Annotated in this window: 10 protein-coding genes and 3 pseudogenes; 6 read left to right on the plus strand and 7 right to left on the minus strand. The window is 68.1% G+C overall.

Features of this window, described 5'->3' with window-relative positions; genetic code table 11:
• Window positions 1–150: 150 nt before the first annotated feature.
• Window positions 151–300 (minus strand): annotated as a pseudogene (locus ABZS37_RS19365) (IS701 family transposase); the annotation flags it as partial.
• A 40-nt stretch (window positions 301–340) separates the two neighbouring features.
• A pseudogene (locus ABZS37_RS19370) lies at window positions 341–565 on the minus strand (IS1380 family transposase); the annotation flags it as partial.
• Between the two features lie 165 nt (window positions 566–730).
• Here ABZS37_RS19370 and ABZS37_RS19375 point away from each other — a divergent pair.
• Window positions 731–1,504: a maleylpyruvate isomerase family mycothiol-dependent enzyme gene (locus ABZS37_RS19375; protein WP_355170888.1), complete on the plus strand. Its 774-nt coding sequence runs from the start codon at window positions 731–733 to the stop codon at window positions 1,502–1,504.
• 160 nt (window positions 1,505–1,664) lie between these two features.
• On the opposite strand, the pseudogene ABZS37_RS19380 reads toward ABZS37_RS19375, so the two are convergent.
• A pseudogene (locus ABZS37_RS19380) lies at window positions 1,665–1,840 on the minus strand (transposase); the annotation flags it as partial.
• 491 nt (window positions 1,841–2,331) lie between these two features.
• On the opposite strand from ABZS37_RS19380, the gene ABZS37_RS19385 reads away from it, so the two are divergent.
• Window positions 2,332–2,532, plus strand: a complete 201-nt coding sequence (locus tag ABZS37_RS19385; RefSeq protein WP_355170708.1) for a hypothetical protein — start codon at window positions 2,332–2,334, stop codon at window positions 2,530–2,532.
• Window positions 2,533–2,718: 186 nt separating this feature from the next.
• Window positions 2,719–4,938: a UvrD-helicase domain-containing protein gene (locus tag ABZS37_RS19390; RefSeq protein WP_355170710.1), complete on the plus strand. Its 2,220-nt coding sequence runs from the start codon at window positions 2,719–2,721 to the stop codon at window positions 4,936–4,938.
• A gap of 420 nt (window positions 4,939–5,358) precedes the next feature.
• On the opposite strand, the gene ABZS37_RS19395 is transcribed toward ABZS37_RS19390, so the two are convergent.
• The 3 genes from ABZS37_RS19395 to ABZS37_RS19405 all read right to left on the minus strand — a co-directional run bounded on the left by ABZS37_RS19395 (window position 5,359) and on the right by ABZS37_RS19405 (window position 10,531).
• Window positions 5,359–8,289, minus strand: a complete 2,931-nt coding sequence (locus ABZS37_RS19395) for a M20/M25/M40 family metallo-hydrolase (RefSeq protein ID WP_355170712.1) — start codon at window positions 8,287–8,289, stop codon at window positions 5,359–5,361.
• A gap of 627 nt (window positions 8,290–8,916) precedes the next feature.
• Window positions 8,917–9,039 carry a hypothetical protein gene (locus ABZS37_RS19400; protein WP_355170714.1) on the minus strand — a complete coding sequence of 41 codons (123 nt, stop codon included), beginning with the start codon at window positions 9,037–9,039 and terminating at the stop codon, window positions 8,917–8,919.
• A 214-nt stretch (window positions 9,040–9,253) separates the two neighbouring features.
• Window positions 9,254–10,531, minus strand: coding sequence for an MFS transporter (locus ABZS37_RS19405; RefSeq protein ID WP_355170716.1), 1,278 nt, complete (start codon window positions 10,529–10,531; stop codon window positions 9,254–9,256).
• A gap of 55 nt (window positions 10,532–10,586) precedes the next feature.
• Between ABZS37_RS19405 and ABZS37_RS19410 the strand changes: the two genes are divergently transcribed.
• The 3 genes from ABZS37_RS19410 (at window position 10,587) to ABZS37_RS19420 (ending at window position 13,277) form a co-directional block, all read left to right on the plus strand.
• Window positions 10,587–11,681 carry a DUF5937 family protein gene (locus ABZS37_RS19410; RefSeq protein ID WP_355170718.1) on the plus strand — a complete coding sequence of 365 codons (1,095 nt, stop codon included), beginning with the start codon at window positions 10,587–10,589 and terminating at the stop codon, window positions 11,679–11,681.
• Between the two features lie 27 nt (window positions 11,682–11,708).
• On the plus strand, window positions 11,709–11,879 hold the full coding sequence (locus ABZS37_RS19415) for a hypothetical protein (RefSeq protein WP_355170720.1): 171 nt from the start codon (window positions 11,709–11,711) through the stop codon (window positions 11,877–11,879).
• A gap of 522 nt (window positions 11,880–12,401) precedes the next feature.
• Window positions 12,402–13,277, plus strand: coding sequence for an AfsR/SARP family transcriptional regulator (locus ABZS37_RS19420; protein WP_355170722.1), 876 nt, complete (start codon window positions 12,402–12,404; stop codon window positions 13,275–13,277).
• Here the strand turns inward: ABZS37_RS19420 and ABZS37_RS19425 are convergent.
• Window positions 13,213–14,025, minus strand: a complete 813-nt coding sequence (locus ABZS37_RS19425; RefSeq protein ID WP_355170724.1) for an SDR family NAD(P)-dependent oxidoreductase — start codon at window positions 14,023–14,025, stop codon at window positions 13,213–13,215. The genes ABZS37_RS19420 and ABZS37_RS19425 overlap by 65 nt on opposite strands.
• Window positions 14,026–14,076 lie beyond the last annotated feature (51 nt).

Raw genomic sequence — 14,076 nt, forward strand, 5'->3', positions numbered from 1 at the left:
GTCGCAGAACCAGATACCGGAGACCTCTTCAGTTGTCGATCACCGCCACGCCGTGACCTCGACCCCGCCAGCCTGACTTACGAAACACGCCTTAGTAGTGCAATGTTCGGTTGGTACCAGTTGGTGGCAGAGTGGGCAGAATCCGAGCCAGCGCAGATCCCAACCGGCCAGCTCGTCGAGAATCTCCAGGGCCATCATCCACTTCGGCCGGTACCGTTCACCCTCGGCCAGTTTCGATGCTGCCCGCCGTCCGCGGATCTGGTCGATCTGCTCGGCGGGGATCAGGAACTGCTGCAACTGCTGGCCTCCGTCTTTCATTAAGCCCGGCGGATTGGCTGGTGAACGTGTGTTTCCACGTCGCCGCCGCGGATTCCTTCTCCGAATGACAGAGCACGATCGTCGCGTCGATGTCGAGGACGAACCCCGGCAACGCCCTGCCGAGCACGATGGTGGCCGGCACCCGGGCACGGGTCTCGGCCAGTTGCAGCCACGCCAACTCCCGTGCGATGGCGCGAGCAGCCCGTAGCCGGGCGAGCGCGGGCTCGTAGATCGCGTCCAGGACTCGCCGGCAGCCCTTACCCGTCCTCGGTCCGCGCGTGCGCCACTGCTTACTGATCCATGGCGGTCGGCATGGTCAACCGGCGGGCCGCCGGGCAACACATTTTCCCGGCGGCGGCGGTGAAATTCGCTGTCGCTTATCGGTGTGCGGTGGTACAAAGCCGCCGTGGAAATGACTTTGGAGTTCGCCGACCGGCTGCGCCTGATGGACGAACGATCGAGCGCCTTCCAGGCCGCGGTCGCCGCCGCGTCCAGCCTCGACGTGCGGGTGCCGACGTGCCCCGAGTGGACGCTGTTCGACCTGGTACAGCACCTTGGGGAGGGGCGCCACAAGTGGGCCGCCACCGTCGCCGCGGGGCCCGCCGACGCTCCTGCGGCCGTGTCTGCCCCGGCGGTGCCCCGGGAGCGCGAGGCCCTGCTGGCCTGGTACGCCGCCTCGATGCGGGAGCTGCTGGACGCGCTGCGGGAGGCCGGACCGGACCGTGGCTGCTGGACGTGGTGGGGCCCGTCGCAGTCGCCGCAGACCAGCGGTGCCGTCGCTCGGCACCAGCTCCAGCAGCTCGCCGTGCACACCTACGACGCCCAGGTCGCGGTGGGCGCCCCGCAGCCGCTGTCCAGCGAGGTGGCGCTCGACGGGGTCGACGAGTTCCTGACCACCTGCTGCGCGACAACGGCCCCGTGGCCGCACAAGCCGGCGGTCGTCGACTACCACGCCACCGAGGGCCACTCCTGGCGCGTCTGGCTCACCTCCGACGGCGCGCGCGCCGCCCGGCTCCCGCGCGTCGCTGCCGCCGGTGAGAGCCCGGAGGCGGCCGACGTCACCGCCTGGGGCACCGCCAACGAGCTGGTCATGTTCTTCTACGGCCGGATTCTGACGGAGTCACTGCGGGTCGAGGGCGACCGGGGCATCTTCGACCAGCTCTTCGCCTGGGAGCCGGAGGTGTAGGACCCGATCCCCCGCCCCGCCGGAAAGGCCTGCGGCGCGCCATCCCGGCACCTTCCGAGACGGACAGATGGAACCCTAGACAAGTCCCATCGTTCCAGACCAGAAGACACTTTCGTGTTCCCGGACCACGCCACCGGCCGCCCTTACTGAAGGGGCGAGGCTGGTGATCCACCCCGAGACGCTGCGCCATCGGCTGCATCGACTTCCGCCGGCCGTCCAGCATCAGCCTCGCAGATACCGCAGACCGGTCGCGCGTTGATCCGACCGCGGCAACCCCGCGAAAAGCCCGGCCGCGACGTCCGCGCAATGCAGCAGGCAGTACGGGACGGCATCAATACGCGAAATCTCTGTCGCGCCATGCCGGGATAGGCTGAAACGTCTTTAGAGACGAACAAGCGCGACGCCCTCATGTGCCTTCTATGCTGCGGCTCACCGCCTCATCCGCCGTTGCGATCCCCTCCGTTACCGGGCTCGTTACCGCAGATCGTGAAGCGCTTCCCATGCCGGGCAGTCCGGACGAACTCCTGCCTCGAGAGACCGTCAGCGGTCCCAACCATCGATCGGTGAACCGGATGGCTCCCGCGAGATTGGGGCGTGCAGTGTCGCGCGGACCGTCGCTTGAAGACGGTTGACTGAGAAACCTTGATTGCAATGACCACGCGGCCGGACTGGGTGAACCGCTTCATCGCCGACGAACGAGAGCGGGTTCGGCATGAGATGCGGCATCTTCGCAGCCGTGTCCGTGAGCCAGCCTTCACACCCAGAGGCGCAGGCGGCTTGCAACGAGATGGCCCGCCGAGCCGGTGCACGTCAATCAAGGGTCACGCGTGCGCGAGCAGGGCTACCGATTCCACGAGGACAACGACGATCAGACTCTGACCGAGCCGTACACCCCACCCGACCCTAAGGCCGAAGTGCACCTTCACTGGCTGGAACAGCGGCTTGGCCCACTCCCGATGGTGCTGTTGTCATGGATCCGCATCGTGGGCGACGTGTGGCTGGTCGGAACGCACCCGCAGATCAGATAGAGACCGGACTGTCAATGAGCGAATCAAGATTGATTGAGGCCACAAGCGACCCGGAACTGCAAGGCATTGAGATTCCCATCTCTGCCGGCGGAGTTCCTGGCCGACGAGGGAAACCGACTCTATGCTTGCCGCCGAATGCACTGCGGCTCATCCGGGCCGAGGGGACGCCAATACAAGGATTTGCGAATGCGCCGGAAGTCTGCTCTGCACAACGGCACCGCTGGCGTCAGCGAAGTAACACCGGACGGTGAACCGTCGACCTCTACCGCAGAGGGCGTCGCGCGCCGATCCGCGGTCGCCGAGGAACAGGCGTTTCTCGACTTGGCCACGGCCCGGCGCGACAGGCTGGCCGACCACCTACAGGTCGAGCTTTCGTCAGAGGTCCTGGACGCCTTGGAACGGGCCCGGCAGCGCATGCTTCGCCAGCAGTACGAAGAGCTACGGCGGGCACGGGAAGGCCTGGTCTTCGGCCGCCTCGACGGCCTTGATGGCACCGTGCGACACGTAGGCCGTGTCGGTCTCCGCAACGACGGCGAGGACGGTGAGCCGCTGCTGCTCGATTGGCGCGCTCCCGCAGCTCGGCCGTTCTACACCGCGACGGCTGTCGACCCACAAGGTCAGGCACGGCGCCGTCACATACGCACGAGGGGATCGGCCGTCGTCGGCGTGGACGACGAGCCACTGGACGGGACCATAACGACGGAACTCGTCGGTGAAGGCGCTCTACTTGCCGCCCTCGACCAGCGGCGCACCGGCCGCATGTCGACGGCGATCTCCACGCTGCAACGCGAACAGGATGACATCATCCGGGCCGAGGCGACCGGTCCGCTGATCGTTCAGGGCGGTCCCGGCACCGGCAAGACCGTGGTTGCTCTGCACCGCGTCGCCTACCTGCTGTTCGCCCACCGAAAGATGGCCGACCAAGCGGTCCTGGTCCTCGGCCCCTCGCCGCGGTTCCTCCAGTACATCGCCCAGGTGCTACCCGCTCTCGGTGAGACCGCCGTCGTCTCGGCGACCTGCGACACTCTGCTGACCGAGATTCGCGTGGGCCGCGAGGAGAGCCGGCTTCTCGCCGAAATCAAGGGCCGCGCCCTCTGGCAGCTCGCGCTCGAAAACCACGTCACGTCGCTGCTCCCCCGACCCCGCGAGCTGAAGCTGCGCTGGGAGGGCGAGTTCTACGTCATCACAGCCGCAACGGTGGCGCAGGCGCTCACCTCGGCGGTGCAGGGACGCCCGTACCACCGCGCCCGCGCGGCGTTCGCCGAGCAGTTACACCACCTCCTTGCCGAAGTCGTCGTCGAGCAGCGCGAGGCGCTGATGAACCAGATGGAGGAGGGCTTCGAGGACATCCTCGCCCGCGTCGACAGGGGCATGGAGCAGGACCACCAGTCCGGCAGGACGTCCACCGGCAGTGACATCGACGGGTTACGCTCCGAGGAAGAGATCGAACATCTTCGCTCTCGTATCGCCGAGAACGCCACCATCGCCCGGTTCATCGAGGCATGGTGGCCCACCCTCGACGCCGGAACCCTGCTGGGTGATCTCCTGACCGACCGCACCCTGCTGGCGCGGTTCGCCCCGCAACTGTCCCTGGAGGAGATCACCGCCGTCTCGGCCGAGCCCGCCCCATGGGCATCGAGCGACATTCCCCTGCTCGACGCCCTTGCCGACCTACTCGGCGAGGTCGACGCCCCGCAACCACAGGGCGAGTTCGTCGCCGACCGCGCTCGCCGGCAGCGCGGCTGGGTGTACGGCCACGTCGTCATCGACGAGGCACAGGAACTGTCCGAGATGCAGTGGCAAATGGTCTTACGGCGCTGTCCCAGTCGCTCCATCACCGCAGTCGGCGACATCGACCAGGCGGAGGCAGCGCACCGGCACACCAGTTGGGGACAAGCGGTGCAGGCCGCGTTCGGAGACCGCTGGACCGCCGCAGAACTGACCATCTGCTACCGGACTCCGCGTGAGGTTATGGACCTCACCGAACCGGTCCTGAAGAAAGCTGGCAGCCACAACGCGCCGCCACGAGCGGTTCGCTCCTCCGGCATCGCCCCCTGGGAGCTCACGATCACGTCCGCCGAGCTTGCCGACGCCGCCGCCGAAGCTGTGCGGCAGTTGCAGCAACGGTGGCATGGTGGCACGGTCGGCGTCATCGCCCCCGCCGCGCGCGTCGCCGAACTTCTAGCCGTACTGAGCGATGTGCCGGTGCTCACCGCGACCCAGTCCAAGGGATTGGAATGGGACGCGACGCTACTCATCGACCCCCAAGGCATCGCCGCTGAACCGCGCGGTTGGAACGGCCTCTACGTCGCGCTCACGCGATGCACCCAGGAACTCGGACAGCTGATACTCACGCCGCAACCGCCACATCGTGGGACAACATCTCCGGATATCGACGTGTCCTAGGGACGTCGAAATCGTCCTGTCTGAGCGTGAGGAGGGGTGAGCAGCCACCGTGGATCGGCTCCGACGAACTGTGGGCCGAGTTCGGGCCGCTGTTACCGCCTCGACCACCACGGCACCGCCGCTGCCCTGGTCGAAGCCCCTTGATGACCGCGAGGTGCCTGCCCCAGCAGCTGGGCTTCGGGTCGGGCAGATCGGACAAGGACGAGATCAGCGATGATGGCAGCGCGGGCATGACTCACTTCGGACGATCAATAAGGCGTAGGAACCTCGATGATCATCTGAACCGGTCATGCCCGCCCTGCCACCACCAGCCCGGGCGCGTCTACACCAACCACATCAAGCCGAGCACCCTCACGAATGTGCCGGGGCTCTGCACCGCGCATGCCCTCTCGCGCGCGCTGAACTTCCGGTTCACACGCGTCACACGATGGAGATCGACCGCACCTGGGTGTTGCCCTTGGTTTCGACGTATACCTTGTAATCGCCGACGGTGTAAGTGCCGTTAGCGTTGTTGTCGATGGTGAACGTGGCCGTCACAGGAGACTCGCTGCCGTTGATGTGGGTCTGCTTCACAGTGATGGTCAACTCGTTCTTGTTGCCCTTCAACTTCTTCACCACTGCCGACGGCTTCGCATCGATGACCGCGTTGGCGACTGTCACGTAGACCGCGCCGGGTGAAGAGAACTCCGCGTTCTTCTGCCCATCACCGAACACGAAGAAGCCCCGTTGTTCGACGGCCCCGCGCCCGGGGAACGGATCAGGGTTTGAGGCCAAGTACGTCGGATTGACCTTGTACAGGTCCGTCTTGGAATCCGCGAGGATCGTCTGCACCCCGGTGTACGGGGCATCGGTGATCGCGAGGTTGACCGACAGGTAGATGGCGTCGGGGTTGTTGGCCGAGATGCGCGAGGAGAAGTACTTGTCCGCACTCTGCCCCGCAGGAACGGCCAGCGGCACGACCGCGTCGCCGACGAGAATGTTGAACTGGAAGTCGCCGTAGCCGCCGGCGACGAACTTCGCCCAAGCCGCGTCCGACATGTAGTCGGGGCGCTCCGCCTTGAACTCCAGACGCATCGGCGCCACGTACGTGCTGTTCAGGTACTCGGTGTCGGTCAGGGGCAGGTAGACCCCTCCCGGGGCGTGCCCCAGTGCGAAAGCCGACGCCGTGGGGGCCGAGTTGCCGCGCCCGTTCCACATCGGGATGTTGAACGAGGTGGCGCCGAGCAGGGCCTGGGTGCCCAACTGGCTCGCGCCGACAGCGGCCGACGCGTCCTTGTAGGTTCCGATCGTGACGTCGAGCAGGTCGAGGTCCGCCCGGTCGGCGTTCAGCCCCGGGATGCTTGCATCCATAAACTTGGCGCCGGCGGGACCGGAGTACCGGGCCATCTCCAGCATGCCATCGGCCATGATCTTGGTCATCTGCACTGCCGAGTCGACCTTCATCCGCTCGTTGGCCGTGTGCCACCAGCGCTCGTTACCCGGGATGACGGCGCCGAAGGCGGTCATCTTATTGCGGAAGCTGCTGGCCAGGGTGCCACCGGTCGTGCCCTGCGGATAGACCACGTCCATGAGGGAATATGGATCCGCGAACTTCTCCGGGTTGCGGTTGATCGAGGCTTGGTAGCTCCCGAACTGAAGAGCCGTCAGCGGGTTGTCGTGAGTGACATACAGCCCGGCGCCGACGGGCGAGCCGAGGTTGCCGATGGTGAACCCCTTCGCCTGGAAGGCGGCCGTGACCGCCGCCGCCGCCTGGCCGGAGTCAGCCGCGGTGATGTGCATGCTGCGCACATACATCGGCATGCTGAGGCTGCCGGAGGCGTCCGTGTAGAAGCTCGTCGGTGTCTCTGAATTGATGCCTGCCATGAGGGCAAGGGTCAGGTTCGGCGTGCCGTTGCTCGGGTTGCGCAACAGGCTCGCCGGGATGCCCATGTACTTGCCGATATAGGCTTCGCCTTCGACGCCGTCGCGGAAGAACAGGTCGGCGATGCCGTCGGCGGCTTTCTTCAATTGCATGTCGGCGGCCGTGATTCCCAGTGCGCCGAGTCCCTTGGAGAGGAGGAACATTCCCCACACGACGGCATTCTTGCCGTACTGCGGGGTCGGCATCTCCATCGCCACATCGGTGTTGATCTCCAGCGTGAGCGAGTCGCCGGTGATCGTGGTCTGCACCTTGGGCGTGGTGCGGGGAGCAGCCGGGAGCCAACCCTTCGTGGTCGCGGCAGCGGTGATCGCCGACACGAATCGGTCGCGCTCGGCGGAGCCGGCCTCCGCCACGTCGAGGGTGAAAATGGCCCGCGAGGCGATCTGCGTGGTGCTGCCGTAGGCGATGTCCTTGAGTGTCGGGTCGCCTTCGCGCCGGGTGACGCTGGCTGTGGCATCCGTCAGCCGGAAGGCCTTGGTGCTGTCTGCGGACAAGCTCATCGACACCGGCGGGGTCACCGATCCGGAGTTGCCGACGATGACCGGGAACCGCGAGTCGGAGGTGTAGGCCGCGATCGGGATCTCCTCCCGATTGAGGTTCTTGTAGGCCCAGTTGTCGTAGAAGCTCGGGTTCGAGTTGTACGGGATGGACTGGAAGGTGGCGGTGTTCGCCGTCGAGGGCGTGCCGGGACCGCCGTCTTCGTAGATTCCCATGACGATGCGGATGCGTCGGTCGAGGGGCAACCCCGCCTCGAGCAGCGCCTTGGCCGCGAGCAGCGTCGCCAGCGTCGGGCCGCTGTCGTCCTGCACGCCCGCCCCGTAGACCCAGCCGTCCTGGACATAGGGCGAGTGGTACGCACCAGGAGTGCCGAGGTTGCCATCGGCGTCCCGCCAGCGCGCCAGCTGGGCTGACGAAACGGAAGCCGTCGGCGAGTCGAGGTGGCTCAACGCCATGACCATCTCCGGGGCGTCCGGGTCACCGATCTCTGCGTAGACGTACTTGTCGGGCTGGCGTTGGACGACCACCGGGAAACCCAGGTCGGTGGCCAGCTTGACCACCCAGGCGAGCTTGGCGACCTTGCGGTCGTACTCGTTCTGGTTGGCTTCGGTGTTGCTGACCGGGAAGGGGTACGCCGTCGCGGCCGTGCCGCCTCGGGAGATGGAGTCGTAGCTCGACCCGTCCAGCATCGCCCCGATCAGACTGAGCGGATCGTAGGTGCCGTCCCCCGCCCGCGCGCTGTTGACGCGTCCAGCCAACGCCTCGACTTCCGTGTGGATCGCGTCGCGCTCGGCGTCGGTCACCGACAGGTCGTAGGTGACGCCCGGCTGGAAGCGCTCCTCGCCGGAGCTGGTCGCGGAGGCGTTAGCCGCTACACCCATGGATAGGAGCAATGACATGCCAAGTGTCAGCGCAAGAGGTTTCTTCCGCATCACCGTGACTCCTCTTAATGGTCAGATCCAAAAAACATAGGATGAATTCGTTGTACGCGAGACCCTTTCAGGCCTTTCCCAGCTTGTCAATGAACCTTTCGGAGTAACGGTTCGTGGCGGTGCGTGATCAGGTGGTGCGGTGCGCTCGTGTTCGAAGTGGAGGACGACGAGCGCGGCGGACACGAACATCGATACTTTTCAAGGGGTAGCTCGACATGGAGATCGCTCGATGCCCTTTCATCGATAGTTTTCAGTTTAGCTATCCACCAGCCCTCATTGACACTTTTCATGGGGGTCACCTTCATGACCCCCTTCGACGTTTTTCAGGGGGACACCTCGTTCATTCAGGGGTCTCAAAATAGAGGTTGGCCTTTTTCTTGATGGCCCCAGATGAATCGGGGCGGCCCTCTCGATGGCGGCGCAGAGCAGACAGCCATCGCGCGCCCCTGTAGTCAACGCTGCGGGCCGACCGTCGCCCGACACACCCGCAGAGCCACCGATCGGCGTACCGCTGGCCTCCGAATTGGAGGTGCGAGCCGGCAGGAAACGTCCCTACCGAGCGCGGGTTCGGTGGGTCGACCCGACGACCAAGCGCCGTCGACCCCACTGCGGCACGCCCGCGCGGCGCTACGCCGCGCCCTCGAACAACCCGGAGCGGACGCGGAGCAGGAACTCAACGCGATCCTGTCGCACGGCGTCGCCCGGTACGCGCTGCACCACGGCGCCGTACGAGGACGCCGACATCGACATCGACTGGTCCCCCGCCTGGCACGCCGCCCACAACTACCTCAGCCTGCTGCGCCAGGACCCCTCCCGGATCCGGCGCTGAGCGCACCCTGCCTGCGTCACTTCTTCGACACCTCACGCCTTCACGCGTACGACCGCCAGGTGGCCCGGCGCACGAGAGCTTGCCTTCGACGTGTCGACCGTCGAGCACGTCGGTGCCGGCAGTGCCACTGTCCCTTCAGCCGCTCCACCGCAGCCGCGCCGAGCGCCACCGGCCCGGCCTGACCCCCTCTCCCGTTGGCGTGCGCAGCACCACGGCCGCACCGGCCAGTGTGGGGAGTGCCAGCATCAGCCACAGCGCCGAAGGGCCGACCGCGAGCAGGCCCGTCAGGACCGCGGGCGCGACGGCCATTCCCAGCCCGGTGGAGAGCTGCCAGCGCACCAGCGCACGCCCCACCCGCCGTTCCGGCGTGTTCGCGATGACGAGCGCGGTCCCGCTACCCGTGTAGAGGATCTCCCCGGCGGTGTAGAGCACGCAGACCATCGCGACGAGCGCCGCACCGGCCTCGCCACCCACCCCGGCCGCCGCCCAGAACCCCAGATAGGAGCCCGCGAGGACCACCCCCGAGGCGGCTAGGACCGATCTGCGGTGCCACCGGCCCAGCCAGACGACGAGCGGCACCTGCACCGCGATGACGAGCACGGTGTTGCCCACGAACATCCCCGCCGACCAGACTGGCGACACGTCGAGCTGCGTCACCATCACCGCGGGCAGCGCCACCTCGAGCACGCTGAAGCAGAGCGCGAAGGGCAGGTTGGCCAAGAGCAGCCCGGTCAGGTGCCCCACCCCGCCCCGCTCGCTCGCCACCGCCGGGCGGTCGGGCACCCGCAGCCGCATCGAGGCGACGAGCAGCCCGGAGACGAGGAACCCCAGCCCGGTCAGGGCGGCGAGCGCCCGCAGGACCCCGTCCCCGCCCGTCACCGCGACAGTGGCGATCAGCGCTCCGGTGCCGAGGCCCGCGTTGCGCACCGAACGCCCGGCGGCGAGCGCCGCATCCCGGCGGCGGCCGGTGGTGAGGGCGGCGACAAGGGCCGCGTGCGCGGCCGGCCAGGCCTGGCTGCCCAACCCCAGCAGCACCGACGCGGCGAAAAAGCCCGCCTCGCCGTTCCCGGCGAGCAGCACGCCGACGCCGGCCACCCGGACGAGCAGCGTCGCCGCGACGACGGCCGACCTCGCACCCCGGTCGATCCACCGTCCCGCGAGCGGCAGTACGACCAGGCCCGCGAGCAGCCCGGCCGAGAGCGCCAGCCCTGCCGCAAGGGCACTCAGGTGGAGCACGACGATGCCATGGAGCAGCAGGAACGGGCGGAGCAGGCCGCCGCCCACCGAGTCGATCATCAGAGCCAGCGTGTATCGCGGACCGCCGCCGGCGTGCAGCAGCGCCGCCCAGCCCAGCCGTTCATCCTTCTGCTTCGTCACGCCGACCACGGTCGCCGCCGGGTGGTCCCGGGCCACGCCGGTTGACGATCCTCGTCAAGTGTCGCGGCCCGTCCCGGCGGGTGGTGTCACGATGGGCGGCGTGGGACTGACGATCGACATTACCGGCGTACCGGATGAGCGCTTTATCTTTTCCCCCTCACCCCTGGGTGAGCTGGCCGCGATGCTGCACGCGCTGGCGGAGCCCGCGCACCACCCGGCGCTGCACGGCTGGATCACCACGACCGCCGCGTCGCTCAAGCCGGAGCTGAGCGACCGGCTGCTGGAGGCCGATTTCCTGTGGCGGTCGGCTCGGGCCGACTTCTTCGTGCCGGGCCAGCCTCGCGACACCCTCGCCGCCGAGCTCGACGACGTGGACCGGCTCGACGACGAGACCTATGTCGCGGCTGCTCTGATCACCACGAGCTGCGGCTCCACGCCCCAGCGTCGCCTGCCCTCACCGCTGGTCGACGCCGACGCTCGGCACCGGGCCCGGGAGTTGGCGCTGGCTCGCGGGCCGCGCCAGGCCGACTTCGCCGACCAACTCCTCGCCGACCCTCCGGGTGTACGCGCCTGGGTGCGCCGCCTCCTAGAGGACTGTGAGCAGGCCTTCTTCGCCGAGTCGTGGGCCCGGGTGCAGCATCAGCTCGCCGCAGACTCCCGGCACAAGGCGGACCTGCTGGCCCGGCACGGCCTCGACCCGGTGCTCGCAGCGGTCTCCCCCGCGACGACCCGCTCCCCCGACGGACGGCGGATCCTCATCGACAAGCTGCAGGACAACGCGACTACCGCGCAGGGGCAGGGGGTCACCTTCACCCCGACCGCGTTCGGCCGACCGCACCTACTCGTCGTGCACGCGCCGGGCTGGCGGCCGGTCGTGCAGTATCCGGCGGCCGAGGCCGGGCTGCCGCACCCCGTGCCGCTCGACCTGATCCAACGGCGGATCGACACGCTCGCCCACCCGGTGCGGCGGCGGATCGCCCGCACGCTCGCCCGGGGCCCGCACACGACCGGGGAGATCGCCGAGGCGTGGCAGCTCAGCGCGCCCGAGGTTTCCCGCCACCTCACCGCGCTCAAGCAGGCCGGGCTCACCACGGTGAGCAGGCGCGGGCGATACGTTCACCACCAGCTCGACCTGACGGTCTGCGCCCGCCTCGGCGCCGACTTCGTCGAGGCGATCCTGCGCTGATCGAGCCCTTTGATCGTCAGCTCCAGCATGGCGCGGATTCGTTCTCCTACCGCTGTCAGCACGTCCTGGTCCGACGACGCGACCCTGGAGCTGCTGCTGATCCTCGTGGCCCGACAGTCCCCCTCGCTCAGTGTGGTGGTCACCTACCGACCCGAGGACGTGCCGGCCGGATCGCTGCTGCTACGGCTGTCGTCCTAGGCGTGGCGCTTTCGACGGTCCTGACCGCAGCGGCAGTCGACGCCCCTACGGCCACCAACTCACGCTGACCTGGAACGCAGCACCGTATCTGAGCACAGTGCCGGACCCGGTCGAGGCGTACGAGTTGCTGATGCGCGACTGGGGTGAGCGGTTCCTGGCGCCTGGCTTCGCCGGGTTCGACCCGACCGTGGACCTGACGTAGACGGTTTCGCCATCCCGGAGCAGTGGCTGCACCGCACCCATCCAGAGCGAGGAACCCGGCCGGGAGGATGCCATGACGGCCCGTGACGCCGCCGGTGATCCCCAGTCAGTCCCGGCGTAGGCCCGGCCGCCCTGATCGTCGTATGCCTGAAGCCGCTGATCCGCGCCGAGGTAGAGCATCCCCACCTCGCCACCAGCCCGCCAAGCCGACGTTAAGGGTCCGCCAACTCTGGCCCGGCCTCGTAGATGTCACCACTCGTCCGCGGCTGCGGCACACCGGAGGAAGCCATCCATGAGAACCACGCACAACGGGCCGCTGTCATGACCATGTCCAGTGAGTCCGACAGCCGGCCCGGTCTGACACTCGGTGTGCTCGGCCCGACCGTCGTGCGGCACGGCGATCGGGCCGTCACCGTCGGCGGCCCGGCACCTCGTACGGTGTTGTGCCGGCTGGTCGTCGCCAGCGGCCGGTTCGTGTCGATCGAGGTGTTGGTCGACTGCCTGTGGCCGCACGACCCTCCACCGAGTGCCCGGGTCACCGCGCAGGGCTACCTATCTGTGCTGCGTCGGGCGCTCGAGCCCGACCGGGCGCCACGGCAGCCGGGGCGGATACTCGTCCGGGACGGTGCCGGGTACGCGTTGCGGCTGGGGCCGCGCACACTCGACGCCGACCGGTTCGGTACGGCGGCAGCCCACGGTCGGGACCTGCTGGCTGCCGGCGAGGCCCGGTCCGCGCTGGCCCGGTTCGACGCGGCGCTCGCACTCTGGCGGGGACGGGCGTACGCCGACTGCACGGACCACGAGTTCGTGGTCGCGGAGTCGCATCGGCTCCAGGAGCTGCGGACCGGTGCGATAGAAAATCGCCTGGCCGCCCTGGTCGAGGTGGGCGCCCACGATACGGCCGTCGCGCAGCTCCGGGCGTTCCTCAGTGACCACCCGCTGCGGGAGCGGGCTTGGACGCTGTTGGCGCGGGCGTTGTACCGGACAGGCCGTCAGGGGGACGCGCTGATGGTGCTGTACGAGGCGCGCAACCGCCTGTTGGACGAAGTGGGCGTCGAGCCCGGACCGGAGCTCGCCGAGCTGCACCGCGACATCCTGGACCAGACGCTCACTCCGCTGCCAGCCGTGAAGATCAACCGTCGAGGTGCTGCCGGAAGTGCGCAGCCGACGCCTCCTCGGGCAGGTCGACGCCGGTGAGCTCACCACAGTGTCTGAGCAACTCGTCGAGCAGTGCCGGATCCACGCTGGAGCGGGACGGTCGCCAGTCGCGTTCACTGAAATAATGCCCGCTGACCAGGACGTCGGGGTCGGTGCCCACGGCGAGGCGCACCTGGGCCCGCGCGGCGTCGTCGGGGTTCGTCGGCGCGGCGTCGCCGCCCATCTTGGTGCGCACCCAGCCGGGGTCGACCGCGTTGCTCAAGGTTCCGGGCCAGCGACGGGCCACCGCGAAGGCGAGCATCAGGTCCAGCAGCTTCGAGCTGCAGTACACCTCGACCCCGTTCCACGGGCGAGCGTCGTACTGAAGGTCGGCGAGGTCGACCACACCGTCCGCAGCCATCGCCGACGACACGTAGACGAGACGCTCCGGCTGGGGGAGCAACGCCGTCAGCAGGTACGGCGCGAGAACGTTGACCTGAAAGGTCGACTCCAGACCATCCGCGGTCAACTCCCGCTCCGGGGCGTCCAGCCGCGCGATCCCAGCGTTGTGCACGATGGTGTCGAAGCGTCCGAGCCCGGCCAGCGACCCGGCGAGCGCGGCGGTCTCCTCGATCGAGCGCAGGTCGCCGACCGCGATCCCGGCCGCCGCTGGGAGCGCCGTCTTGGCGACCACCGCCCGCTCCTCGTTGCGGGCGTGCAGGACCACCTGATGCCCTTGGGCGATGAGTTGGGCCGCGGTTCGCAGACCAATGCCGTCCACCGAGCCGGTGACAAGAATGTTGCGCATTGCAGATCCTTCCGTCGTTGTGCCTCCTCACCCTGACGCGACGGTTGGGAA

It is taken from the genome of Micromonospora sp. NPDC005413 (genome assembly GCF_040606435.1).
Classification (GTDB): Bacteria; Actinomycetota; Actinomycetes; order Mycobacteriales; family Micromonosporaceae; genus Micromonospora.

Coding starts and splice junctions, on each gene's coding strand:
- ABZS37_RS19425 (WP_355170724.1), bottom strand. CDS start 14,025: ATGCGCAACATTCTTGTCACCGGCTCGGTGGACGGCATTGGTCTGCGA.
- ABZS37_RS19410 (WP_355170718.1), top strand. CDS start 10,587: ATGGGCGGCGTGGGACTGACGATCGACATTACCGGCGTACCGGATGAG.
- ABZS37_RS19415 (WP_355170720.1), top strand. CDS start 11,709: ATGGCGCGGATTCGTTCTCCTACCGCTGTCAGCACGTCCTGGTCCGAC.
- ABZS37_RS19420 (WP_355170722.1), top strand. CDS start 12,402: ATGACCATGTCCAGTGAGTCCGACAGCCGGCCCGGTCTGACACTCGGT.
- ABZS37_RS19395 (WP_355170712.1), bottom strand. CDS start 8,289: ATGCGGAAGAAACCTCTTGCGCTGACACTTGGCATGTCATTGCTCCTA.
- ABZS37_RS19390 (WP_355170710.1), top strand. CDS start 2,719: ATGCGCCGGAAGTCTGCTCTGCACAACGGCACCGCTGGCGTCAGCGAA.
- ABZS37_RS19400 (WP_355170714.1), bottom strand. CDS start 9,039: ATGTCGATGTCGGCGTCCTCGTACGGCGCCGTGGTGCAGCGCGTACCG.
- ABZS37_RS19375 (WP_355170888.1), top strand. CDS start 731: ATGACTTTGGAGTTCGCCGACCGGCTGCGCCTGATGGACGAACGATCG.